The organism is Bradyrhizobium sp. GCM10028915 (genome assembly GCF_042666195.1).
In the GTDB taxonomy this organism is placed as follows: domain Bacteria; phylum Pseudomonadota; class Alphaproteobacteria; order Rhizobiales; family Xanthobacteraceae; genus Bradyrhizobium; species Bradyrhizobium canariense_D.
In genome coordinates, this window is sequence record NZ_JBHTFN010000012.1 from 140,919 (window position 1) to 164,903 (window position 23,985).

Sequence of the window (23,985 nt, forward strand, 5' to 3'; positions counted from 1 at the left end):
ACCAGAACCGCGCTCCCAAGCGAAGCGAATTCTCCGCCTTTCGGAGCACGCCAACCTCGCTTACATTTGACAAAATCAGGGGTCAAAGGGTCGCCGCATGTCCGATATGACCGTTGCCGCACGCCGGCGCTCCCGCTGGGGCCTTTTCATCGCCCCTGTCATCCTCCTGATCCTCGCGGTGGCGTGGAGCTGCTTCTGGTTCTATGCGGCGTCGCAGGCCGAAATCGCCGCCGATGCCTGGCGCGCGCAGGAGGCCAAATCCGGCCGCGTCTATGATTGCGCCAAGCGCTCGATCGCGGGCTTCCCCTTCCGCTTCGAGGTCCGGTGTTCGGGCGCCAGCGTCGCCCTGGTGTCGCAGAACGCCAGCAAGACGCCGTTCACGGCGAAGCTCGACAACATCCTGGTCGTCGCCCAAGTCTACGATCCCAAGCGCGTCATCGCCGAATTTACCGCACCCGCGACGCTCACTGACGGCGTCACGCAGAGCACCTTCGTGGTGAACTGGAGCAAGGGTCGCAGCAGTGTGGTCGGCCTGCCCGCCGTGCCGGAGCGCGCTTCCATCGTGTTCGAGGAGCCGACCGTCAATCGTGTCGACGGCAGCATGCAGGTGCCGCTCGCGCGCGCAAAACAGGTCGAGCTGCATGGACGCCTTGCGGATGGATCTCCGTCCGATCATCCCGTGATCGAGACCGTGCTCCAGATCGCGCAGGGCAGCGTCCAGGGCGTTCATCCGCTGCTCGCCGAGCCGTTCGAGGCCGACACGCGGGCGAAGATCACCGGACTGTCCGATCTCACGCCAAAGCCGTGGCCGCAGCGCTTCCGCGAGATCCAGGCCGCCGGCGGCCATATCGAGATCGTGCAGTCCCGCATCCAGCAGGGCGAGATGATCGCGGTTGCGGCCGGCACGCTCGGGCTCTCGGCAAACGGCCGCCTCGATGGCGAATTGCAGATGACCGTGACGGGCCTGGAGCGCGTGATCCCCGCGCTCGGCATCGAGAAGATGCTGCAGGAGGGGGTGCCGCAGGCGACCCTCGATCGCGTCGCGCCCGGCGTGAAGTCGCAGGACCTCAACAATCTGTTCGGTGCGCTCGACCGTGCCGTTCCCGGCCTCGGCAAGGTCATCAAGCAGAACGCCAATGCCGGCGTTGCCGCCGGCATCAATTCGATCGGCACCGAGAGCACGCTGGAAGGCAAGAAGGCTCGCAGCTTCCCGCTGAAGTTCGTCGACGGCGCCGTGCTGCTCGGCCCGGTCAAGGTCGGCCAGATCCCGCCGCTGTATTAGGTCGTGAATTCATAAACCTGCCGGGCGGACAGCTCGGTCCGTCTGATGCGTTCGAAACTGTGAACAGATCGCTTCTGCGAAGAGCTTCTTGTCGGCGCCGGTGACGCAACCTGCGAGGTTCTCTCCTGCGTCGGGCGAGGAGTGCGTCAGCGCGTCTGGACAGGTAGCGTTCTGCCGCCCTATTGAAGACCAACTGACGGCTCTAAGGTCGCGGCCAAATTATCTGGGGTTCGGGGGAAACAATGCGCGCGTTGAATTGTCTCGTGGCAGCATCGCTGCTCGTTGCCTCGCTTCAGACCGCAACCGCCAAGGATAGCGAACATTGGGTGGTGTCCTGGACGGGCGCGGTTCAGGGCCCATACCCCGTCGGCAATCCGTCAGCCCAGCCCGAACAGAAATTCGCGTTTCCCGAGCCTGCGGCCGGTGCGCGGGACCAGACCTTTCGCCTGATCGTGCGGCCGGATATCTGGGGCCGTCAGGCCCGCATCCGGCTCAGCAACGCCTTCGGCACCAAACCCGTCACGTTTGACGGCGTTTACGTCGGCCTGCAGTCGGGCAGTGCCGCGTTGATCCGCGGCTCCAACATTCCGGTTACGTTCGCCGGCACGCCTTCCATTACGGTGTCGCCGGGGAATTCGGTCTGGAGCGATGCGATCGCGCTGCCGTTTGCAAAGCGGCCTGATGACCTCGCCGGCCGCCGGCTTGCGGTCAGTTTTCATGTCGCCGGCCAGAGCGGTCCGATGACCTGGCACGCCAAAGCGCTGACCACCTCCTATGTCAGTGCGCCCGCCGCCGGCGCGAAGGGCGCCCTGGAAGACGAAGCTTCCTTCCCCTATGCGACCGCGTCGTGGTTCTTCCTCGATGCGGTCGAGATGACTGCGCCTGCCGATGCCTTCGCCATCATGGCGTTTGGCGATTCGATTACCGACGGGACCGCCTCAACCATGAATGGCGACGATCGCTGGCCCAACGTGCTGTCGCGTCGCCTGAAGGCGGTCTACGGCAACAAGGTTGCCGTAGTGAATGGCGGCATCGGTGGCAACCAAATCGCAGGCCCGGCCGAATATGGTCCCGACAAACCGTACGCGGGCGGCCCCGCTTCTGGCCAGCGGCTCGAGCGTGACGTGCTGTCGCTGTCCGGCATATCGAGCCTGATCTGGCTGGAAGGTATCAACGATTTCAGCAAGAACGGCAATTTTACCACCGACCAAGTCATCGCCGCGATGAAGGATGGCGTCGCGAGGCTACGTGCGAAATGGCCGCAAGCCCGGATCATCGGCGCCACCGTCGTTTCGGCATTGGGTAGCACCAGCGCGGCACATGGTTTTCCCGAGCAGGATGACAAGCGCAAGGCGCTCAACGCATTCATCCGTAGCTCGGGGACATTCGACGGTGTGATCGATTTTGATCGGGCGACGCTCGATCCGGCCTCGGGTGGCCTCAAGCCGGAGTTCGTTCCCGAAAGCACGACTGGTGGCGCCGGCGACAAGCTTCATCCCAACCGCACCGGATATCTGGCGATGGGACAGGCCATCGACCTCGATCTGTTCAAGCCGGGAAAGATTAGTCGTAGCGCGAAGCAGTAGGATGGATTCAGAGTCTCCTCTCCCCATTCATCGCCCTCAGCTGTCGTAACTCCCTCCATGCGGGTTACGAGCTGAACTCACGGCCGCTTCGCCGGATCGTGATGACTGGCTGGGAATGCCGAGCCGCAAACTCCGCTCTCTATCCATGTCGGCCACACGATGATGCGGTCGCCCAGGCAGGAGAGATATCATGATCAAGTCCAGGCTGTTCATTGCCGGTATCGCCATCTCGACCACGCTCGCGACGCCCGCGTTCGCGCAGTGGCAATGGCAGTCGCAGGAGCCGGCAGCATACGCCTCGATGTATCCGAACGGTGATCGCAACGTCTCGAATCCCACGACGCGGGAGACGATGGCCTTCGTCCCCTCGCCGAAATCACCGCGCCCAACGGTGATGCGCGCGACCAAGGGCAAATAGCCGCCATCCACCACTTGGCCGTCGCGAACTGGGCCCGGTCATGTCCCGGCCGGGCCCAATGCGCGTTGCCTTGAACGAGGCCTTGAAAAGTTGCCTTGGACAATCGCGACAGTCGCGCGTGCGGATCGACAGCCAACGAAAATATTCCAAACAGGATCGTCAGGAAAACGTGATGCAGAAGATGCACGGCGCCGCGAATAACCGCAGCCGCATTCAAATCACTCCACACCAGGGAAGCATGCATGCGCCGGAGATGGCGCGCGGAATCCAATCCGCTTCCCAAATGGAGGAAGCTTCAAGTGCGGATCATCAATTGCGGACTGATGCTGGGTATTCTCGCTGCCTGTTCAGGGCAGGCGCATGCCGACGACAATGTCACAACCGAAATCCAGTCGCTGAAGGCGAAGCTGAAGGAGCTCCAGCAGCGCGTGGACTCCGAGGCGCGCAAGACGCGACAGGTTGAAGCGCAGGCGAAGGCCGTTCAGTTACCAGCAAGTTACAAGGCGCTCGCCGCCGATCCATGTGCGGCCGGCAAGGTCTGCTACAAGGGCGTGACGTTGACCTTCGGTGGCTGGGTCGATCTCACCGGCATCTACCGCTCGCGCAATCTCGCTTCCGATACCGGCTCAGTCTACAACTTCATCCCCTATCAGCAGAGCCGCAACTTCAACATCCCGGAAACGCGCTTCTCGGCACGCCAGAGCAGGTTCTCGGTGCTGGCCGAGGGCAATGCCGATGCCGACACGCACCTCGCGGGCTATGGCGAGATCGATTTCGAAGGTGCGGCTCAGACGGCGAGCTCGGTTGCGACCAACTCGTTCAATCCGCGCATGCGGCAGCTCAGCCTGGAACTGGACCGCACCGATCTCGGTCTTCACTTCCTCGCCGGGCAATCCTGGTCGCTGAACGCGCCGACCAAGTCCGGCATCGATCCTCGCGGCGTCGATGCGCCCGGCGTGATCGACTTCGAATCCGTTCCGGGATTTCTTGCCGCACGGCAGCCCGGGCTGCGCGTCTGGCAGGACATCGGACCGGAGTTCAAGCTGGCTGCGTCGGTCGAGAATGCCCAGACAGCGTTCTTCGGCGGCAACGTCCCGACCGTCGGCACCCCCGCCTTCGGACCACAGGGCGTGCTGAACCCGAACCTTCAGGTCAATCTGACCGGTCCCGGCGGCAGCTTCTTCAACAACCTCAATAATGTCAGTCTGAATCAGGTGCCCGACGTCACCGTCAAGGCAGCCTGGGACCCAAGGCTCGGGCCCTATAAGTTGCATGTCGAGGCGTGGGCGCTCTACCGCCAGCTGTTCGACCGCTTCAATAACGCCAACCACACCTACGACACCGGAAGCTTCGGCGGTCACATCTTCGCCGAGCTGATTCCGAAAACTCTCGATCTTCAGCTCTATGGCTCGCATGGCGTGCTGGGCCGCTTCACGGCAACGCCGTTCCCCGACGCGGCGCTGGCGCAGGACGGCACCATCCTCCCGCTGACGGTCACGGCGGCCGCCGTCGGCCTGATCTGGCACGCGACGCCCAGCCTCGATGTCTACTCCTATGCAGGCCTCGAAAAGGCCAAGGCGAATTTCGCCAATGTTGGAACGGTGCCGTTCGGCTACGGCAATCCGCTCTACAACAACACCGGCTGCTTCACCGAAAACTCGGCGGGCGCGACCTGCAACGGCAACACCAGGGAGGTTCGGCAGATCACGGCCGGGATTTACGACACCATCTACCAAGGCAATTTCGGCACACTCAAAGCAGGCCTGCAATATTCCTACACGCAACGGTTCGCGTTCGCCGGTGTCGGCGGCGCGCCGAAGACCGACGACAATGTCGTCATGACGCAGATCCGGTACTACCCATTCTAGTGACGGAGCCACGCAGGCTCGTAGCCCGGATGGAGCGAAGCGCGATCCGGGAATCCTGCCTCAAGCGACGGAAGTCCCGGATTACGCTTGCGCTCCATCCGGGCCACTTCGGTGCTACGGTTTGTTGCCGAGCTGCGCATGCGGCCGGCCGAAATCGGGCGCGGCTGAGTCCTGGCCGATTTCGACGATGCCGCGGCGGATGGCGCGGGTGCGGGTGAAGTGGTCGAACAGCGCCTCGCCGTCGCCGCGGCGGATCGCGCGGGTGAGCTTTGCCAGATCCTCGGTGAAGGTGCCGAGCATCTCCAGCACGGCTTCCTTGTTGGCCAGGAAGACGTCGCGCCACATCGTCGGATCGGAGGCGGCGATGCGCGTGAAGTCGCGAAAGCCGCCGGCGGAGAACTTGATGACCTCTGACTCCGTCACCTGCGCCAGCTCGTCGGCGGTGCCGACGATGGTGTAGGCGATCAGATGCGGCAGATGGCTGGTGATCGCGAGCACGAGATCATGATGATCCGGCGTCATGACCTCGACCTTGGCACCCATCGCCGTCCAGAACGCGCGCAGGCGATCGGTGGCAGCCGCATCAACGCCCTCCGGCGGGGTGAGGATGCACCAGCGGTTGATGAAGAGCTCGGCGAAGCCGGAATCGGGACCCGAATGCTCGGTGCCTGCGACGGGATGCGCCGGCACGAAATGGACGCCTTCCGGCAGGTGCGGCGCCATATCCCTGACGATGGCGCCCTTGACCGAGCCGACGTCGGAGATGATCGCGCCGGGTTTGAGATGCGCGGAGATCTCCTGCGCCACCGGGCCGCAGGCGCCGACGGGAATGCAGAGGATGACGAGATCGGCGTCCTTCACGGCTTCCGCATTGGTCGCGACGACCTGATCGACGATGCCGAGCTCCATCACGCGTGCGCGCGTCTTCTCCGAGCGCGCGGTGGTGACGATCTCGGAAGCCAGGCCCTGGAGCTTCGCGGCGCGCGCGATCGAGCCCCCGATCAGGCCGAAGCCGATCAGCGCAACGCGCTGGAAGTGCGGGGTCGCGCTCATCGTCCGGCCATGAAGTCGCGCAGGCCCTCGACGACGAGGCGGTTGGCCTCCTCGGTGCCGATGGTCATGCGCAGCGAATGCGGCAGGCCGTAGTTCTTCAAGCCGCGCAGCACCAGCCCGCGCTTGGTGAGGAAGGCGTCGGCTGCGTCCGAGGTCTTGCCCTCGGTCGGGAAGTGGATCAGCACGAAATTGGCGACGCTCGGCGTCACCTTCAGCCCGAGCTTGCCGATCTCCTCGGCGAGCCAGTCGCGCCAGGTCTCGGTGAACTGCTTCGACATGGCCTGGTGCGCTGTGTCCTCGATCGCGGCAACGGCGGCGTACATGGCCGGCGTCGACACGTTGAAGGGACCCCGGATGCGGTTGACCGCGTCGATGATGTGCTCGGGGCCGAACATCCAGCCGATGCGCAGCGCCGCAAGACCATGGATCTTGGAGAAGGTGTGGGTCACCACCGTGTTTTCGGTGGTCGCGACCAGCTCGATCCCCATCTCGTAATCGTTGCGCGAGACGTAGTCGCAATAGGCTGCGTCCAGCACCAGCAGCACGTGCGAGGGCAGGCCGGCGCGCAGGCGCTTGACCTCGTCGAACGGCACATAGGTGCCGGTCGGATTGTTGGGGTTGGCGAGCCAGACCAGCTTTGTCTTCGGCGTCACCGCCTTGAGGATGGCGTCGACATCGCAGGTGAGGTTCTTCTCGGCCGCGATGACATTCTTCGCGCCGACCGCCATGGTCGCGATCGGATAGACCAGAAAGCCGTGCGTGGTCGAGATCGCCTCGTCACCGTGGCTGAGATAGGTGTGGGCGAGCAGGTTGAGGATCTCGTCCGAGCCGGCGCCGCAGATGATGCGGTTGGGATCGAGCCCGAAGGTGCGCCCGATTGCTTCGCGCAGCACGCGCGAGGTTCCTTCCGGATAGTCTTCCAGATGATCCGCCACCTGCTTGAACGCCTCGATCGCCTTCGGCGAGGGCCCGAACGGCGTCTCGTTGGCCGAGAGCTTGAACACCTTGCGGCCGGGCTCTGCCACCGGGGTCTTGCCGGGCGTATAGGGCGCAATATCGAGAATGCCGGGATTCGGCATGGGGCGGGACATCTTCAACTCCGGACTGGCTTAAGCGGTTCGCGACTTACGATTTCGACCCGGTCGGGGGCACCGTATAGCGCGTTGCGTGGCTGCCGACGAGGGCCGTGGAGCGCACCGAGGCCCCCGCTTCGATCAGGGCAGCCTTGATCTTGTCGATGCTGCTTGTCGCGGTGACCGAGACCAGCAGCGCGGCGCCGTCGAAGGCGGTGTCGGGCACCGCCACGATCTCAGCGAGCGGCGACAGGGCGCGCGCGACCTCCGCATTCCACCCAGAGACGCGTACGCTGAAGGTCTCGACCTCCGTCACCAGCGCGCTGTCGGCGACGCGCGAGACCGCGAACACGGGCAACGCCGCCGGATGGTCGGCGCGCTCGACGAAGGGCAGCCGCGCGATGATCTTTGGCGCGCCAGCTTCTTCCAGCGACAGCCACCACGGCGTGCGGCTCGAGGTCGCCGAGACCAGCGCCAGATCGCCCTTGGACTTCGCGACGGCCTCGACCGCCGCCTGCGCGCTGAAATGCGCGACGTAAGGCACGGTGAAGCCGAAATGGAATCGCGCGGAATCGCGCATGGCCGGCTCGCTCGCCGAGATGTCGGCGTGGACCGAGAACGGGGCCTGGACATAGGTGAAGGTCGCGATGATGACGCGCCAGATGCTCTCGACCGTGTCGAGCGGCAGGATGCCGCGATGACGCTGCACGAGGTCGCGCATCATGGAGGCCTCGCGTGCCGGGCGGAACGCCGAGCCGACCTCTTGGGTCTGCTTCACCTGGATCAGGCGGTCGATGATGTCGCCGCGTTGCATCAGCAGGCGATGCATGCCCTCGTCGATCGCGTCGATCTCCTTACGCAATTCCTGGAGTGATGGTGGCGCGGGCGGACGTTGGGACATGTCTGACAGGTGCTGCTGAGAGGCGTTCCAATGCGGATCAGTCGAGCCGTCACCGCTGTGATGGATATCCTGATTAGGCAGTCGGGGCTGCGAAAGCAAAGAGAAATGCAAAGAGAAATCGGGCCCTTTCCGCCCGTGGCGCGACAGGCGAATTTGGCTGATCCGGGCCGTGACTTGACGAAAACCGTCCAGGACGGTAGTTTTTACCCGTTCCGTGGTCATTTGAGCCGGCCGGCTTGCAGCCACGTTAAAAAACTCGCTAAACAGGCCGGGGACGCTTTCGATCCCGGCCGAACCTATCGTTCAGGCCGGGTTTTTCATGGCCTGATGTCAATGCGGTCACCACGACGACCGCAAACGAGGTCGATGGTCAGATGGTTGGCGTCCAGTCAATTCCGAGTCCCGCGATCACCGCCGACGAGCGGTCGCACGAGGTGGATCATCCGAGTTCGCACGTCGCGCAGTTCGGCTCGGAGCAGCCGCTGCGGCTCGACTGCGGGGTCGATCTCAGCCCGTTCCAGATCGCCTACCAGACCTATGGCGAGCTGAATGCCGATCGCTCCAACGCGATCCTGATCTGCCATGCGCTGACCGGCGACCAGCACGTCGCCAATGTGCACCCTGTCACCGGCAAGCCCGGCTGGTGGGAGACTTTGGTCGGCTCGGGCCGACCGCTCGATCCCAGCGAGTATTTTATCATCTGCTCCAACGTGATCGGCGGCTGCATGGGCTCGACCGGCCCGGCCTCGATCAATCCCGCGACCGGCAAGGTTTGGGGGCTCGATTTCCCCGTCATCACCATCCCCGACATGGTGCGCGCGCAGGCGATGCTGATCGACCGGCTCGGCATCGACACGCTGTTCGCGGTCGTCGGCGGCTCGATGGGCGGCATGCAAGTGCTGCAATGGACTGCGGCGTATCCGAGTCGCGTGTTCTCCGCGCTGGCGATTGCCTGCTCGACACGACACTCGGCGCAGAACATCGCGTTCCACGAGCTTGGCCGCCAGGCGGTGATGGCCGACCCCGACTGGCACCATGGCGGCTATGCCGATCGAGGCATCCATCCGCATCGTGGCCTCGCTGTCGCCCGGATGGCGGCGCACATCACCTATCTCTCCGACGCCGCGCTGCATCGAAAATTCGGGCGGCGCATGCAGGACCGCGAGCTGCCGACTTTCTCTTTCGACGCCGACTTCCAGGTTGAGTCCTATCTGCGCTACCAGGGCTCGTCCTTCGTCGAGCGCTTCGACGCCAACTCCTATCTCTATCTGACCCGCGCGATGGACTATTTCGACATCGCCGCCGACCATGGTGGCGTGCTGGCGAAGGCGTTCGCGGGAATCCAGACCCGCTTCTGCGTGGTCTCCTTCACGAGCGACTGGCTGTTCCCGACCTCGGAATCGCGCGCGCTGGTGCACGCGCTGAATGCGTCGAGCGCGCGGGTGTCGTTCGCCGAAATCGAGACCGATCGCGGTCACGACGCGTTCCTGCTCGACGTGCCCGAGTTCTTCGACATCGCCCGTGCCTTCCTGCAATCGGCGGGCAAGGCGCGCGGGCTTACCGCCAGGAATGCTTAACAAGGACGACTAGGCATGTCTGTACAGGAAACGTTGCCGCTCGGCGGCGTTGTGGCCGGGCAACCCGGTGATTTTCGCGCCGACCATGTGCTGGTGGCCGAGATGGTCAAGCCGGGCTCGAAGGTGCTCGACGTCGGCTGCGGCGAGGGCGACCTGCTCCAACTGCTGGAAACCCGCGGCGTCGACGGCCGCGGCATCGAGCTGTCGCGCGAGGGCGTCAACCGCTGCGTCGCCAAGGGTCTTGCGGTGGTGCAGGGCGATGCCGACACCGACCTCGTGAATTATCCGGATGACGCCTTCGACTACGTGATCCTGTCGCAGACGTTGCAGGCGACGCGGCAGCCGAAAGTGGTGCTGGAGAATTTGCTGCGCATCGGCCGCCGCGCCATCGTGTCGTTCCCGAATTTCGGCTTCTGGAAGATGCGGCTCCAGCTCCTGATCGGCGGCCACATGCCGCGCACGGAGAACCTGCCGGCAAGCTGGTATGACACCGCCAACATCCATTTCTGCACCATCAAGGATTTCGTCGAGCTCTGCGACGCGATCGACGTCAAGATGGAACGTGCCGAGGCGCTCGACCTCTACGGCCGTCCGCTGCGGCTGCGGATGCCCTGGTGGGTGTGGAATCTGTTCGGCGAGCAGGGCGTGTTTCTGCTGACGCGGGGCGGCAGGAAGTAGGCCGGCCCGTTACCCCATCTACGCGACCCAGTACCTGGTGACGCCTTCGCGCTAATGCGCCGCCAGTGACCTCGGGTCGCGCACCGGCCATCTTCCCGCTTCCACCAGCGTGACGAACCGTTCCACCATTTCGTTGAACAGCGCTGGCTCTTCGAGATTGAGGACGTGGCCGGACTTTGGAAACATGGCGAGCCCTGCCGCCGGCAGATGCTTCTTCAGAAACAGGCTTGCGCCCACGCACGGATCGTCCTCGTCGCCGCAGATGATGAGTGCCGGCGTCGTGGCCGCTCTGATCGCGTCCGTCATCGTAAAGATCGAGGGACGGCCGGCCTGGAAGCCGCGCATCGTCCGCGCTGATCCCTTGGCGTCGTGCCGCGCCAGGGCGGCATAGAAATCGGCGTGACCGCGCGGGTCCTTCACCAGGAAGGGGATCCGGCTCGGCGCCTCGCGCGTGACTTTTGCGACTTCGGCTGAGCCGAGCATCTCGAATTGCTCTGCGTTGGCGCGGCACTGCTGGCGCCAAGCGTCGAGGTTCTCGATCTCCGAGCCCGAGCCGACGCCGGCGAGCGTCATCGACAGCGCACGTTGGGGCGCGTTGAGCCCGATCTGGAGCGACGAATAGGCGCCCATCGAGAGGCCGACGAAGTGCGCGCGATCGATCTTCAGATGATCGAGCACCGCGAGCGCATCGGTGTAGAAATGCGTGTAGCCGTAGACCTCGCCATCAGGCACGTCCGATGGCGTGTAGCCGCGTGCGGAATAGGTGATGCAGCGATGGCCGCGCGAGAAGTAGCGCATCTGCGGCTCCCAATTGGTGTAGTCGGCCGCGAATTCGTGCAGAAAAATAATCGGCGTGCCCGTGCCCGCTTCTTCGAAATAGAGTCGACAATTGTCCTTCGTGAGGGCGTGAGGCATCCGGTTTTCTCCCTGAGGTGGCTGCGGCTTTGGAATGCCGTCCTGCGGTCAGCGCATACGATGGTAGCACTTATTAATCATCGTCCAAATTCTTAGGGGCCGCGTCTTGTTCTCGCCACATCAGGATACTGATACAGCCCGCGGATGTCGGCCACCGCACGGGCCGACGGGGAAGTGGGGTGTCAACGAAGGATGAAGAATGTTCGAGTTGTTTGCGTCTCGCCTGTCGCGCTGTGTCGTCGCGCTGGCTGTTTTCTTCGCGGCGTTCGCCGCCTTCACTTCTCCGGCGTCAGCACGACCTCATCGTCATAGCGCAGAGCGGCACGCTTACGCGCATCACGCCAGCAGACATCATCATTACCGGCATGCACGCGGCTCGCGCTTCGAGCGCGGCGCGGCGCAATTGCAGGCGAACGGCTTCGGCAACACCTTCGCCAGCTATGATCCGAACGCCAATAGCGGCGGCATCGCCATAAGCGGCAGCGCTGGAACGGCTATGAGCGGCAGTGGTGGAATGGCCATGAGCGGCAGCCGTGGAATGGCCATGAGCGGCAACGCTGGAATGGTTACCAGCGGTGAGATGACCACGCGCGCCAGCCGTCGAATTATGAGGCGTGGAGGTGGGATAGCCACTAACGCGAATGACGGCGGCATGGCCAATAGCGCGACGAGCGGCGGCGGCTTCGGCGGTGGGTCGGGCCTCGTGTCCGAGGCACGCCGCTATGTCGGCGGCAATCCGACCGGTCGCGGTAGCCTGTGGTGCGCGCGCTTCATGAACATGGTGCTCGAAAAGACCGGTCATCGTGGCACCGGCTCCGACATGGCGAATTCGTTCGCGCATTACGGCACGCGCGTGTCCGGTCCGCAGGTCGGCGCCATCGCAGTGATGTCGCGTGGTGGCCGGGGCGGTCATGTCGGCATCATCACCGGTGTCGACGCGCAGGGCAATCCGATCATGATCTCCGGCAACAACGGCAACCGCGTTCGCGAAGCACCGGTCTCGCGCGGCCGGATCTATGCGTATGTGATGCCGAACTGACGGCCGTCATTGCGAGGAGCGAAGCGACGAAGCAATCCAGACTGTCTCCGCGGGCGCATTCCTGGATTGCTTCGCTTCGCTCGCAATGGCGGAGCGGGGCCAGCGCGCAGCGTCACACCAGCTTCGGCTGTTCCAATGCAACCGCGTCGCCCACGCCGATGTCGCCTTCAGCGATCACCTCGGCATAGATGCCGCAGTCCATGTGGCCGAGATTGCTCGAGAGCGTGGCGGGGATTTCGAGATCGCGCTTGGCGGTATCAGGGTCGACATTGGTGGCCGGGCAGCGCTTGATGCGCTTGACCACTTGCAGCCGGGCCTGTCCGATCGCGAGCGTCTGGCCGACGAGGTCGAGCTCGGACCAGGCCGGCCAGCCCTTCACGTAGAGATTGGCGCGGAAGCGTAGCGGGTGGACGGCGGCGCCGCCGAGCATGGTCTCGAGCGCGCGGACGCTGTCGAGATTGATGATGGACACGACCTTGCGGGCGACGTCGGAAAAGCTGTGGTCGCGGCCGGACAGGATCTTGGGCGGGCCCTTCAGCTCCGGCTGAAATTTTTCCCTGAAATAGTCCTCGATGGCGGCGCGCCCGGCGGCGGTCTCGAGATCGCCGCTGGCGACGATCTGGCCGTCCTTGCGGATGGTCAGGCAATTGGTCGCGTCCTCGAACCGGCTGTCGAGCGAAGCTAGCCGCTCATTCCGCGCCAGCATCAGGAACTGGATCTTCGGCTTCCACTGCGGTGCTTCCGGATCGAAGCCGCTCGGGCCGTTCTCGATGGCGTAGCGGCGGTCGGCGGGCAGGGTCTGGCCGGCTCGCAGGGAGACGCGGGGCAGGGCCTCCGGCGTCAGGCCCTTGATCGGGTAGCGGTAGAGCCCGGTGATCTCGGCGGTCTGGCTGATTGTCATTGCGCTGGGTGTCATGCCGCTACTTAGGGGATTCGGCCCACCGGCGCCAAGCGGGCGGATCCGCGCACGAAATTGTGAACTCGCCTCTTCCGGTCCGAGGCCTCGCTTCCCACATCTGGGTCAGGCCGGCGCCAGCGCCGGCTGATAACGACCGTTGCCGGTTGAGAAACGTCAATGCGGTAATCGGAAACCCAATGAAGATGCCGTTTGGAGTGCCTTTGAGGGCTCCAGGGGCAGGCCGAGGGAAAGACCACGAAATGAACATCGAAAAATATACCGAACGCTCCAGAGGCTTCGTCCAGTCCGCGCAGTCGCTTGCGGTGCGCGAAGGGCACCAGCAGTTTTCGACCCTGCACGTCCTGAAGGTGCTGCTGGACGACAATGAAGGCCTCGCTGCCGGCCTGATCGACCGCGCCGGCGGCAATTCCCGCGCAATCCTGAAGGCGACCGAGGACGCCCTGAACAAGGTGCCGAAGGTCTCTGGCGGCGGAGCCGGCCAGATCTATCTGGCGCCCGAACTCGCGCGCACCTTCGACGCCGCCGAAAAGGCTGGCGAGAAGGCCGGCGACAGCTTTGTCACCGTCGAGCGGCTGCTGCTCGGCCTGGCGCTGGAGAAGACCAGCGAGGCGGGCGCGATCCTGGCCAAGGGCGGCGTCACCCCGCAAAACCTCAACGCGGCGATCGAAGCGCTGCGCAAGGGCCGAACGGCGGACTCCGCCACGGCCGAGAACGCGTATGACGCGCTGAAGAAATATGCCCGCGACCTCACTCAGGCGGCGCGCGACGGCAAGCTCGACCCGGTCATCGGCCGCGACGAGGAGATCCGCCGCACGATCCAGGTGCTGTCGCGCCGGACCAAGAACAATCCCGTCCTGATCGGCGAACCCGGCGTCGGCAAGACCGCCATCGCCGAGGGCTTGGCGCTGCGCATCGTCAACGGTGACGTGCCGGAGAGCCTGAAGGACAAGAAGCTGCTGTCGCTCGACCTCGGCTCGCTGATTGCAGGTGCAAAATATCGCGGCGAGTTCGAGGAGCGGCTGAAGGCCGTGCTGCAGGAGGTGACCGGGAGCGATGGTAATTTCGTCCTGTTCATCGACGAGATGCACACGCTGATCGGCGCTGGTAAGGGCGATGGCGCGATGGACGCGTCCAATTTGCTCAAGCCTGCGCTCGCCCGCGGCGAGCTGCACTGCATCGGCGCCACCACGCTCGACGAGTACCAGAAGCACGTCGAAAAGGACGCGGCGCTGGCGCGGCGATTCCAGCCGATCTTCGTCAGCGAGCCCTCGGTCGAGGATACGATCTCCATTCTGCGCGGGCTGAAGGACAAATACGAGCAGCACCACGGCGTGCGGATCACCGATTCCGCGCTGGTCGCCGCCACGACCCTGTCCAACCGCTACATCACCGACCGCTTCCTGCCGGACAAGGCCATCGACCTCATGGACGAGGCGGCCGCGCGGCTCAAGATGCAGGTCGATTCCAAGCCGGAAGAGCTGGATTCGATGGATCGGGAAATCATCCGGCTGAAGATCGAACAGGAAGCGTTGAAGAAAGAAAGCGATGCCGGGTCGAAGAGCCGCCTGCAGACGCTGGAGAAGGAGCTGGCCGATCTCGAGGAGAAGTCCGCGGCGCTCACCGCACGCTGGAGCGCGGAGAAGAACAAGCTCTCCGACGCTCAGAAACTGAAGGCCGAGCTCGACGGCTTGCGGGTTGAACTTGCCAACGCACAACGGCGCGGTGAATTCCAGAAGGCCGGCGAGCTGGCCTATGGCCGGATCCCCGAATTGGAAAAGCAGCTTGCGGAGATCGAGGCCAAGGAGAACTCCGGCGAGATGATGGAGGAGGCGGTCACCGCCAACCACATCGCGCAGGTGGTCTCGCGCTGGACCGGCGTGCCCGTCGACAAGATGCTCGAAGGCGAGAAAGACAAGCTCCTGCGGATGGAGGACTCGCTCGGCAAGCGCGTCGTCGGCCAGGCCGAGGCCGTGCGTGCGGTCGCGACCGCCGTTCGCCGTTCGCGCGCGGGGCTGCAGGACCCGAACCGGCCGACCGGCTCGTTCATGTTCCTCGGGCCCACCGGCGTCGGCAAGACCGAGCTGACGAAAGCGCTCGCCGAGTATCTGTTCAACGACGAGACCGCGATGGTCCGCCTCGACATGTCCGAGTACATGGAGAAGCACTCGGTCTCGCGGCTGATCGGCGCGCCTCCGGGCTATGTCGGTTATGACGAGGGCGGTGCGCTCACCGAAGCGGTGCGGCGCCGGCCCTACCAGGTCGTGCTGTTCGACGAGATCGAGAAGGCGCATCCCGACGTGTTCAACGTGCTGTTGCAGGTGCTCGACGACGGCCGCCTCACCGACGGCCAGGGCCGCACCGTCGACTTCCGCAACACGCTGATCATCATGACCTCGAACCTCGGTTCGGAGTTTCTGGTGAACCAGCCGGAGGGCGAGGATACCTCGGCGGTGCGCGAGCAGGTGATGGGCATGGTGCGGGCGCACTTCAGGCCAGAGTTCTTGAACCGCGTCGATGAGATCATCCTGTTCCATCGCTTGCAGAGGAGCGAGATGGGCCGGATCGTCGAGATCCAGTTCGCACGGCTGCAAAAGCTTTTGATCGATCGCAAGATCGTGCTGACGCTCGACGCTGCGGGCCGCGACTGGCTCGCCGCCAAGGGCTGGGATCCCGCCTACGGCGCACGGCCGCTGAAGCGCGTGATCCAGCGTCACGTCCAGGATCCGCTCGCCGAGATGATCCTGGCCGGCGACGTCAAGGACGGCGACAACGTTGCGATCTCCTCCGAAGGCAACGTGCTGACCTTCAACGGCAAGGCGCCGCAGACCGCGGAGATCGCCCAGTTCGAGGCGCCGGTGTCGAAGCGGAAGCTGAACTGATCGTCGGCATTCGAAGCCTGAAGCAACAAGCCGCCCCGGAGATGTCAACCTCTCCGGGGCGGTTTGTTTTGCGGGTTGTTGGCGAACTTACTGCGGCGACCTATTTCTTCGTGAGCTTGTAGATCGCGTTCTCGATGTCAGAAGAGAAATAGATCGTGCCGGATTCCCCGATGCCGACGCCTGTCGGAATGTGCGTCGGCAGTCCTCCGGGTGCACCCACGAGGCCGATTGGAAGATTGGCCGCGATCTCGGTAACCGTGCCGGTCTCCGGCACGATTTCGATCAACCGTTTGGCGCCGACCTCCGCTACGATCAGCTTGCCGTCTCTGGCGCGGGCGATGCCTTCGGGCATTTTCAGGTCCTTGGCGACGACTGTCTTTTCGCCGTTGCTCTCGATCATCGAGATCACGCCGGAAAAGGCTTCGGTGAGATAGACCTCGCCACGCGATCCAGCGACGAGCCCGACCGGGCCCTCGAGGCCGCCGATCAGTGTGGTGCGATCCTTGCCGTGCTCGCCGCTGACGCGGACCAGCGATTTGGTGCCGAACTCGGCCACCAGGATGCTGCCGTCCGCGAGCACGAGCGCGTCGTGCGGCGCCTTGAAGCCGTGCAGCATGTCGCGGGTGGCCCCGGTCTTGCCGTCGATCACCTGCACCGTGCCGGTGAACCAGCTCGATAGGACCACATCGTTGCCCTTCGCCGTTGCGCTCATCGGATATTCGAGCGTGACGCCGGCGGCGTGCATGCGCGCCTTCTCGGTGACCTCGCCGGTCGCGCCGTCCACCGTGCGATAGGCGAACACGTCGGCGACGTGGATCGTATCCTTGCCGTTCTCTGACGTGACGCCGATGCCGCCGGGCAAGGCGAGCTTGCCGATGATCACCTGCCGCGCCTGGCCGGTCGCCGGATCGACCTCCTGGATGCCGTTATCGGCCATGTTGGAGACGTAGATTCGGTCCTTGTCGTCGATCGCGAGATTGTCCAGCGACGGCTTCAATTGTGCGACCATGGTCTTGGCGCCCGACTTGGGATCGACCCGAACGAGCTGGCCGAGCGCGGTGTCGACTACCCAGAGATCGCCCTTGGAATCGAAGTTCACCGCGGCCGGGACCTTGAAGCCGTCCGCGACGACGGTCAGCTCGGCCTTGTCGACGTCGACCTTTGCGACCTGTCCCTTGAACCAGAGCGGACCGTAGAGCTTGTCGTCGGGACCGAACTCGAAGCCGTTGAGGCCGCCCATCTTCTCCATGATCTGGCGCGGCGGTTTGACGCCCTCGACGTCGATCTCATAGAGCGTGTCGCCGAGGAAGACGGTGGTGGCGTACAGCCTGCCGTCCTTGCGGAAGGCGAGCGAGTTGATGCCGGGAAGGCCTGAAGCGAGTTTCTTGATCGGGCCGTCGCCCTTGCGCGAATAAAGATCGCCGGCCAGGAATCCGGTCCAGGCCATGGTGCCGTCGGGGGCGAATGCGATGTCGTCGGCCATTCCGATCGGGGCGGGGATTGCAACCTTCGCGCTACCGCCGGGGATGTCGACCTCGTAGAGCGCCGCGCCCGCGACGCTGCCGGCAAACAGATGGCCGGCCTTGTCGATCGCAAGCCCGTGCACGCCGTGGAACGCCGAGCCCGGAACGAGCTTGGTGACCTCCCAGTTTTCGGCCGAAACACTGGTAGCGGAGACGACCGCAGCGACGAAGGCTGCGCAGGCGAGCCTGTTCTTCATGGCGAGACCTCCCGCTTTTTTGGAAAGTATTCGCTCCTCATGCCGCTTTGGCAAACGAAACTTGACGTTGTGATGCGGCCAAGCCGGGCCCCGCGCGACGTCGTCAAATCCGGATCGTACTTGAATATGTCCGGCCGATCTCGGCCCGGTTCGCCGGCTTTACCTGTTGGTGACCTGCAACGGACCGCCGGTGGCGTCCGACATCCGGGCGATGGCACCGGCGCGGCCGCTCATCATGCCGTCGAGCCGGTCGCGCTCCTTCTCGAAGCCGGCCAGCATCGGGCCTTCCAACGAGCGGCCGCGCGGCAGTTTCACACGCAGCGGATCGACGAAGCGGCCGTTGACCAGGATTTCGTAGTGGACGTGCGGGCCGGTCGACGCGCCGGTCGAACCGACGAAGCCGATCACCTGGCCCTGCCGCACCTTCTTGCCGGGCTCCATGCCCTTGGCGAAGGCCGACATATGGCCATAAGCGGTCTCGTAGCCGTTGTTGTGCTTGATGCGGATGTATTTGCCGTAGCCGCCCTCGGGGCCGGCCTTCTCGATCACGCCATTGCCGGAGGCGAAGATCGGCGTGCCGTAGGAGGTGGCCCAGTCGACGCCGGTATGCATCTTCACATAGCCGAGGATGGGGTGACGGCGGCCGCCGAAGCCGGAGCGCATGATGGCGTTGTTGACGGGCTTGCGCACCAGGAACTTCTTCGCGCTCTTGCCGGTCTCGTCATAGTAATCGACGACGCCGTCATCGGGGCTCTGGTAGCGGTAGTATTTCTTGGTCTCGCCGCCGAGCGTCAGCGAAGCGAACAGCACGTCGTTCTTTTCGCTCGCGGTCACGCCTTCGTCTTCGCCGGCGTAGAACACGTCGAATGAATCGCCCGGCGCCACCTTGCGCTGGAAATCGACGTCGTAGGAATAGATCTTGATCATGTCGTCGATGACGGGCATCGGCACTTTGTTGCGCATCGCGGTCTCGTAGATGCTCTGGTAGAGCCGCACGCCCGTGCCGTCATCATCGTCATCGTCGTCGCTGTTGGCGTTCGCCGCCGCGTCGGCGACGGTGTTCATGCTGGAGACGTCGACCGCGACGTATTTGCCGAGATCGGACAGCGCCGCGATCGCCTCGACCATGGTCTCGTTGGCGATGACGACGCGGTAGGGCTGCAGGCGGGCGCCGGGGCTTGCGGGCGCCATCAGGATCCGCAGCTTCTCGCCTTCCTTCAGGCCGCCGTCGCGGCCGCGCGGCCCAAGCGTCGCGGTGATCGCCTTGATCTCCTCGGCCGTGGCGCCGAGATCGCGCAGCACGCCGGCGACGCTGTCGCCCTTCTTGACCACGTGGACGCGTTCGCCGTTGGGATTTCCGCCGGTGATCTGCTCTTTGGTCTTCGGCAGCAGCGTGACGTTTTCCGGCACCACGCGCGTCTCGAAGCCGGCATAGGGATCGGACGGCGACACTTCGGTGGCGTAGGCGCTTCTGATATCGGACGGGCCGGTCGCGCCGGAGACGTCGGCCGCAGCATTGGAGAGCGCGGCGTAGCGCACCCCGCCATTGCCGCGCCAGTTGGCGGCATCGCGGACCCGCATCAGGATGTCGTCGAGCGCCACCACTGCGGAAATCTTGGCTTTCGGCAGCACCTGGGAGAGGTCCTTGGTGACGAACGAGACCTCGGCGTCGGGTTCGACGGCTTCCGGATTGTTGGGATCCTCGGATGCCGCCTTCGGATCGGATCCGACATCTGTGAGAAGGCGCTGGGCGTTGAATGGCGGGATCTTCGCCGACAGATCGCTCGTCGTCATCGACAGATTGCCGGCAATCCGGATGAAGGGACGCACCCGCATCACGTCGCGGTTGCCGACGCGGGCGACGGTCGAGACGCGCACGATGTTGCGCGAGGCCGTGGATTCGCTCGGCGGCGGCAGGCGGTCGCTCTTGTGCAGCGTGGCGGTGCGGTCGGCTGCGCCGAATGCGCCGCGCAGCGCGCCTTCGACGCGCTCCGGCACCTTGGCGAAGGTCATCTCGCCGTCGAGCGAAGCGAAAACGGCGCCGCCGATCAGGGCTGCGCCGCAAAGTCCGGTTAGAATCGTCCCGCTGAACCATTGCACCGAGACGCGGCGGCGATCGATGACGGCGGCTTCCGAACCATCGACGGACAGCGGCGGCTCGTGGCCGAGATCGATGATCCCGGTCTCACGCCCGTAAGCGCCGCGTGACGTCCTATGGTTCAACCCAAGTCCCCCAATCAACGATCCGAGAGCCCGATTTCGAGCAGCCCCGTTTCGAGCAACCCTGTTTCGAGCCCCTCCTTGAGCCGCCCTCTTCGGGGCGTCTCTGGAAAAGGCAAGCCGCATAGGCGTCCGCGGTCAGAAGGCCCAGATGTCGGACCGGCCGAATTTACGAACAGCTAAGCGGAAAAAGATCTCTCGATGTGTCTCGAATGTCTGAAGAAGGCCGCTTCATCGTACGATCGCCTTCCTCTGACCCCACACAAACCGCCGGCAGCCCCCACTGGCATCCCTGCGATTCAAGCTTTGTCTGTACCAGAACGCCGGGGGATTGTGGCTCAAGTACGGCGCCTAATATGGAAAAGTTTCCCGAACGGCCGGGCGTCAGGGGCCTTCCAGGGACGAGCGATCCAAGTCGCGTCCAAGTCGCCTCATGCCGCCTCCGGAGCCCTCTCGAGCCCAAACTTTTTTTGAGTTTTTTCTCCGCGCTGGCGCGATCCAGCCGCTCAGCGACTTTCTAACCTGCTGTAATCGCGTGGATTTTTCGAACAATCCACCGTGCGACGATTTTCTGACAATGGTCGTTGACAACCCCGATGGGTGGGGCCTATAACCCGACCACTGAGCGCGGCGCCGCCGGGTCACTGACCAAGGCGAGCGAACGCGCCACTGATGCTCCTCACCTTGTTGAGTGACACAACAGTCGACGTAAGTCGATTGGAGTTCATCCATCGTCGGTAAGGGTGTCGGAACCCTTCCTCTCTGGAAGGTTGGGACCTCCTGGTCCCGGGCTGTTTGACAAGTGAAGATGAAGAAAGAGAAACGTGGACGGCGGAGTCCTTGCGCCTCTCGGATACTGAAGAGCTTCGGCTTTTGAGTTCTGAGAGGGGACGAAAGACTTCGGCGGTACACGTTTTAAGGTTACACCATCGTTGCCAGCGATGTGAATCGCGGGCAGCTCATCGACTTCGGTCGATGAAAAATGGTGGGACCTCGTCAAAACGTTGTGATCAGCCGGTTCAAAGTTCAAGTCCAACTTGAGAGTTTGATCCTGGCTCAGAGCGAACGCTGGCGGCAGGCTTAACACATGCAAGTCGAGCGGGCGTAGCAATACGTCAGCGGCAGACGGGTGAGTAACGCGTGGGAACATACCTTTTGGTTCGGAACAACACAGGGAAACTTGTGCTAATACCGGATAAGCCCTTACGGGGAAAGATTTATCGCCGAAAGATTGGCCCGCGTCTGATTAGCTAGTTGGTGAGGTAATGGCTCACCAAGGCGACGATCAGTAGCTGGTCTGAGAGGATGATCAGCCACATTGGGACTGAGACACGGCCCAAACTCCTACGGGAGGCAGCAGTGGGGAATATTGGACAATGGGCGCAAGCCTGATCCAGCCATGCCGCGTGAGTGATGAAGGCCCTAGGGTTGTAAAGCTCTTTTGTGCGGGAAGATAATGACGGTACCGCAAGAATAAGCCCCGGCTAACTTCGTGCCAGCAGCCGCGGTAATACGAAGGGGGCTAGCGTTGCTCGGAATCACTGGGCGTAAAGGGTGCGTAGGCGGGTCTTTAAGTCAGGGGTGAAATCCTGGAGCTCAACTCCAGAACTGCCTTTGATACTGAGGATCTTGAGTTCGGGAGAGGTGAGTGGAACTGCGAGTGTAGAGGTGAAATTCGTAGATATTCGCAAGAACACCAGTGGCGAAGGCGGCTCACTGGCCCGATACTGACGCTGAGGCACGAAAGCGTGGGGAGCAAACAGGATTAGATACCCTGGTAGTCCACGCCGTAAACGATGAATGCCAGCCGTTAGTGGGTTTACTCACTAGTGGCGCAGCTAACGCTTTAAGCATTCCGCCTGGGGAGTACGGTCGCAAGATTAAAACTCAAAGGAATTGACGGGGGCCCGCACAAGCGGTGGAGCATGTGGTTTAATTCGACGCAACGCGCAGAACCTTACCAGCCCTTGACATGTCCAGGACCGGTCGCAGAGATGTGACCTTCTCTTCGGAGCCTGGAACACAGGTGCTGCATGGCTGTCGTCAGCTCGTGTCGTGAGATGTTGGGTTAAGTCCCGCAACGAGCGCAACCCCCGTCCTTAGTTGCTACCATTTAGTTGAGCACTCTAAGGAGACTGCCGGTGATAAGCCGCGAGGAAGGTGGGGATGACGTCAAGTCCTCATGGCCCTTACGGGCTGGGCTACACACGTGCTACAATGGCGGTGACAATGGGACGCTAAGGGGCAACCCTTCGCAAATCTCAAAAAGCCGTCTCAGTTCGGATTGGGCTCTGCAACTCGAGCCCATGAAGTTGGAATCGCTAGTAATCGTGGATCAGCACGCCACGGTGAATACGTTCCCGGGCCTTGTACACACCGCCCGTCACACCATGGGAGTTGGTTTTACCTGAAGACGGTGCGCTAACCCGCAAGGGAGGCAGCCGGCCACGGTAGGGTCAGCGACTGGGGTGAAGTCGTAACAAGGTAGCCGTAGGGGAACCTGCGGCTGGATCACCTCCTTTCTAAGGATGGTTCTTCAGAAGCTTGCTTCTATCGAACCGTTTTAGAAACATCAGTGGCCAACGGTCGTCAGGATCGTTGAGCTGCATTGGCGGGATTTCGCCGTCTTCGTTTCTCTTTCTTCGCGGACGAACACGCGCTGGGGCTGCAACCTTGCAGAATCCCTGGTCCTTGACTGGATATGCGTTAGGGGCTTGTAGCTCAGTTGGTTAGAGCGCGCGCTTGATAAGCGTGAGGTCGGAAGTTCAAGTCTTCCCAGGCCCACCACACTCATCGAGTGAGCATTCGTCTTCTGGTTACGGGGCCATAGCTCAGCTGGGAGAGCGCGTGCTTTGCAAGCATGAGGTCGTCGGTTCGATCCCGTCTGGCTCCACCAGATGGTTTGATCACCGGCTGCTCATACCGTCGTCCGCGAAACATCACTTCGCACTTACTAGTCCGGATGGACAGTAAGCTGCGTGATTTCTGACATCGTAAAGAGGAGATCGATCCGAGTTGGATCGGGCAACAAGTAATTGTTGCGCGATACTTCATTATCTCCGGATCATTTCGGCGCTCGTGCGTCTTCCATTGTAGCTCACAAGGCTGCTTTGAAAGACAAGCGAGTTGTAAATGATCCTTTTAGCGAAGCTTGACCGCCTCGCTATCGGAACGATCTTACGAAGCAAGCTGGTCTTTCTAATCATTGTCCGGCTGCAGATAGCGTTCATCGAGGGCGCGTGCCGCAAGGTAGTTCTGCAGACAACATTCTGCCGAGTGTGTGGACATTGATAATGAGAGCAATCAAGTGCCTTAAGGGTGTTCGGTGGATGCCTTGGCGCTGAGAGGCGATGAAGGACGTGCTACGCTGCGATAAGCCGTGGGGAGCTGCGAAGAAGCTTTGATCCATGGATTTCCGAATGGGGAAACCCACCTTCGATAGCCGGAACTCCAAGACCTCGGTCGAAAGACTGTGGTGTGGGGTTCAAACAGAAATGTGAGATGCCTAGGCCTTTAGATTTCGATCGAAGAGGTTTTGGATTTCCGGTTATCAAAAGAAGGTATGAGACTTCTGAATACATAGGAGGTTTCAAGCAAACCCAGGGAACTGAAACATCTAAGTACCTGGAGGAAAGGACATCAACAGAGACTCCGTTAGTAGTGGCGAGCGAACGCGGACCAGGCCAGTGATACATCAAAGACAATCGGAACCAGTCAGGAAAGCTGGGCCTTAGAGGGTGATAGCCCCGTACGAGTAATGCGATGATGTATCCACGAGTAAGGCGGGACACGTGAAATCCTGTCTGAACGCGGGGGGACCACCCTCCAAGCCTAAGTACTCCTCAGCGACCGATAGT

General features: G+C 62.9%; 15 protein-coding genes, 2 tRNA genes, 2 rRNA genes and 1 riboswitch (1 of these 20 cut by a window edge). Of the genes, 12 read left to right on the top strand and 7 right to left on the bottom strand.

Features of this window, described 5'->3' with window-relative positions; all coding sequences use genetic code 11:
* Positions 1 to 97: 97 nt before the first annotated feature.
* The 4 genes from ACFQX9_RS09790 to ACFQX9_RS09805 all read left to right on the top strand — a co-directional run bounded on the left by ACFQX9_RS09790 (position 98) and on the right by ACFQX9_RS09805 (position 5,154).
* Positions 98 to 1,282 carry a DUF2125 domain-containing protein gene (locus ACFQX9_RS09790; RefSeq protein ID WP_018453259.1) on the top strand — a complete coding sequence of 395 codons (1,185 nt, stop codon included), beginning with the start codon at positions 98 to 100 and terminating at the stop codon, positions 1,280 to 1,282.
* A 242-nt stretch (positions 1,283 to 1,524) separates the two neighbouring features.
* Complete coding sequence (locus tag ACFQX9_RS09795; protein ID WP_377788080.1) at positions 1,525 to 2,868, top strand: GDSL-type esterase/lipase family protein; 1,344 nt, start codon at positions 1,525 to 1,527, stop codon at positions 2,866 to 2,868.
* 190 nt (positions 2,869 to 3,058) lie between these two features.
* Positions 3,059 to 3,286, top strand: coding sequence for a hypothetical protein (locus ACFQX9_RS09800; protein ID WP_204512470.1), 228 nt, complete (start codon positions 3,059 to 3,061; stop codon positions 3,284 to 3,286).
* A 299-nt stretch (positions 3,287 to 3,585) separates the two neighbouring features.
* Positions 3,586 to 5,154, top strand: a complete 1,569-nt coding sequence (locus ACFQX9_RS09805; RefSeq protein ID WP_204512469.1) for a hypothetical protein — start codon at positions 3,586 to 3,588, stop codon at positions 5,152 to 5,154.
* A 114-nt stretch (positions 5,155 to 5,268) separates the two neighbouring features.
* Here the strand turns inward: ACFQX9_RS09805 and ACFQX9_RS09810 are convergent, their stop codons facing one another.
* The 3 genes from ACFQX9_RS09810 to ACFQX9_RS09820 are packed head-to-tail and all read right to left on the bottom strand — an operon-like array spanning position 5,269 to position 8,181.
* Entirely contained in the window at positions 5,269 to 6,207 is a 939-nt protein-coding gene (locus ACFQX9_RS09810; RefSeq protein ID WP_204512468.1) for a prephenate/arogenate dehydrogenase family protein, read from the bottom strand.
* A complete protein-coding gene (gene hisC, locus ACFQX9_RS09815) occupies positions 6,204 to 7,298 on the bottom strand; it encodes a histidinol-phosphate transaminase (protein ID WP_204512467.1) in 1,095 nt (364 codons plus the stop codon). The genes ACFQX9_RS09810 and hisC overlap by 4 nt, the downstream gene beginning before the upstream one ends.
* 34 nt (positions 7,299 to 7,332) lie before the next feature.
* Positions 7,333 to 8,181, bottom strand: a complete 849-nt coding sequence (locus ACFQX9_RS09820) for a chorismate mutase (RefSeq protein ID WP_026232498.1) — start codon at positions 8,179 to 8,181, stop codon at positions 7,333 to 7,335.
* Between the two features lie 204 nt (positions 8,182 to 8,385).
* A riboswitch (SAM riboswitch) is annotated at positions 8,386 to 8,465 on the top strand.
* 90 nt (positions 8,466 to 8,555) lie between these two features.
* On the opposite strand from ACFQX9_RS09820, the gene ACFQX9_RS09825 reads away from it, so the two are divergent.
* Entirely contained in the window at positions 8,556 to 9,758 is a 1,203-nt protein-coding gene (locus ACFQX9_RS09825) for a homoserine O-acetyltransferase (protein WP_204512466.1), read from the top strand.
* A 15-nt stretch (positions 9,759 to 9,773) separates the two neighbouring features.
* Positions 9,774 to 10,436 (top strand): methionine biosynthesis protein MetW, encoded by a 663-nt coding sequence (gene metW / locus ACFQX9_RS09830; RefSeq protein ID WP_085361203.1) that lies wholly within the window; start codon positions 9,774 to 9,776, stop codon positions 10,434 to 10,436.
* A 51-nt stretch (positions 10,437 to 10,487) separates the two neighbouring features.
* On the opposite strand, the gene ACFQX9_RS09835 is transcribed toward metW, so the two are convergent.
* Positions 10,488 to 11,351, bottom strand: a complete 864-nt coding sequence (locus ACFQX9_RS09835; RefSeq protein ID WP_085361204.1) for an alpha/beta fold hydrolase — start codon at positions 11,349 to 11,351, stop codon at positions 10,488 to 10,490.
* A 199-nt stretch (positions 11,352 to 11,550) separates the two neighbouring features.
* On the opposite strand from ACFQX9_RS09835, the gene ACFQX9_RS09840 reads away from it, so the two are divergent.
* Positions 11,551 to 12,390 carry a TIGR02594 family protein gene (locus ACFQX9_RS09840; RefSeq protein ID WP_018453268.1) on the top strand — a complete coding sequence of 280 codons (840 nt, stop codon included), beginning with the start codon at positions 11,551 to 11,553 and terminating at the stop codon, positions 12,388 to 12,390.
* Positions 12,391 to 12,502: 112 nt separating this feature from the next.
* Here the strand turns inward: ACFQX9_RS09840 and ACFQX9_RS09845 are convergent, their stop codons facing one another.
* Positions 12,503 to 13,291, bottom strand: a complete 789-nt coding sequence (locus ACFQX9_RS09845) for an MOSC domain-containing protein (RefSeq protein ID WP_085361205.1) — start codon at positions 13,289 to 13,291, stop codon at positions 12,503 to 12,505.
* Positions 13,292 to 13,548: 257 nt separating this feature from the next.
* On the opposite strand from ACFQX9_RS09845, the gene clpB reads away from it, so the two are divergent.
* Positions 13,549 to 16,188, top strand: a complete 2,640-nt coding sequence (gene clpB / locus ACFQX9_RS09850; protein ID WP_018453270.1) for an ATP-dependent chaperone ClpB — start codon at positions 13,549 to 13,551, stop codon at positions 16,186 to 16,188.
* A gap of 100 nt (positions 16,189 to 16,288) precedes the next feature.
* Here the strand turns inward: clpB and ACFQX9_RS09855 are convergent, their stop codons facing one another.
* Both ACFQX9_RS09855 and ACFQX9_RS09860 read right to left on the bottom strand, forming a co-directional pair.
* A complete protein-coding gene (locus ACFQX9_RS09855; protein ID WP_085350725.1) occupies positions 16,289 to 17,908 on the bottom strand; it encodes an SMP-30/gluconolactonase/LRE family protein in 1,620 nt (539 codons plus the stop codon).
* A gap of 159 nt (positions 17,909 to 18,067) precedes the next feature.
* Positions 18,068 to 20,131, bottom strand: coding sequence for a M23 family metallopeptidase (locus ACFQX9_RS09860; protein ID WP_085385476.1), 2,064 nt, complete (start codon positions 20,129 to 20,131; stop codon positions 18,068 to 18,070).
* A 1,030-nt stretch (positions 20,132 to 21,161) separates the two neighbouring features.
* Here ACFQX9_RS09860 and ACFQX9_RS09865 point away from each other — a divergent pair.
* The 4 genes from ACFQX9_RS09865 to ACFQX9_RS09880 all read left to right on the top strand — a co-directional run.
* Positions 21,162 to 22,650, top strand: a 16S ribosomal RNA gene (locus ACFQX9_RS09865).
* A 188-nt stretch (positions 22,651 to 22,838) separates the two neighbouring features.
* Positions 22,839 to 22,915, top strand: a tRNA-Ile gene (locus ACFQX9_RS09870).
* A gap of 33 nt (positions 22,916 to 22,948) precedes the next feature.
* A tRNA-Ala gene (locus ACFQX9_RS09875) sits at positions 22,949 to 23,024 on the top strand.
* A gap of 405 nt (positions 23,025 to 23,429) precedes the next feature.
* Positions 23,430 to 23,985, top strand: a 23S ribosomal RNA gene (locus ACFQX9_RS09880) (it continues 2,317 nt past the right edge of the window).
* Together the 16S and 23S rRNA genes with 2 tRNA genes alongside form the textbook arrangement of a ribosomal RNA operon.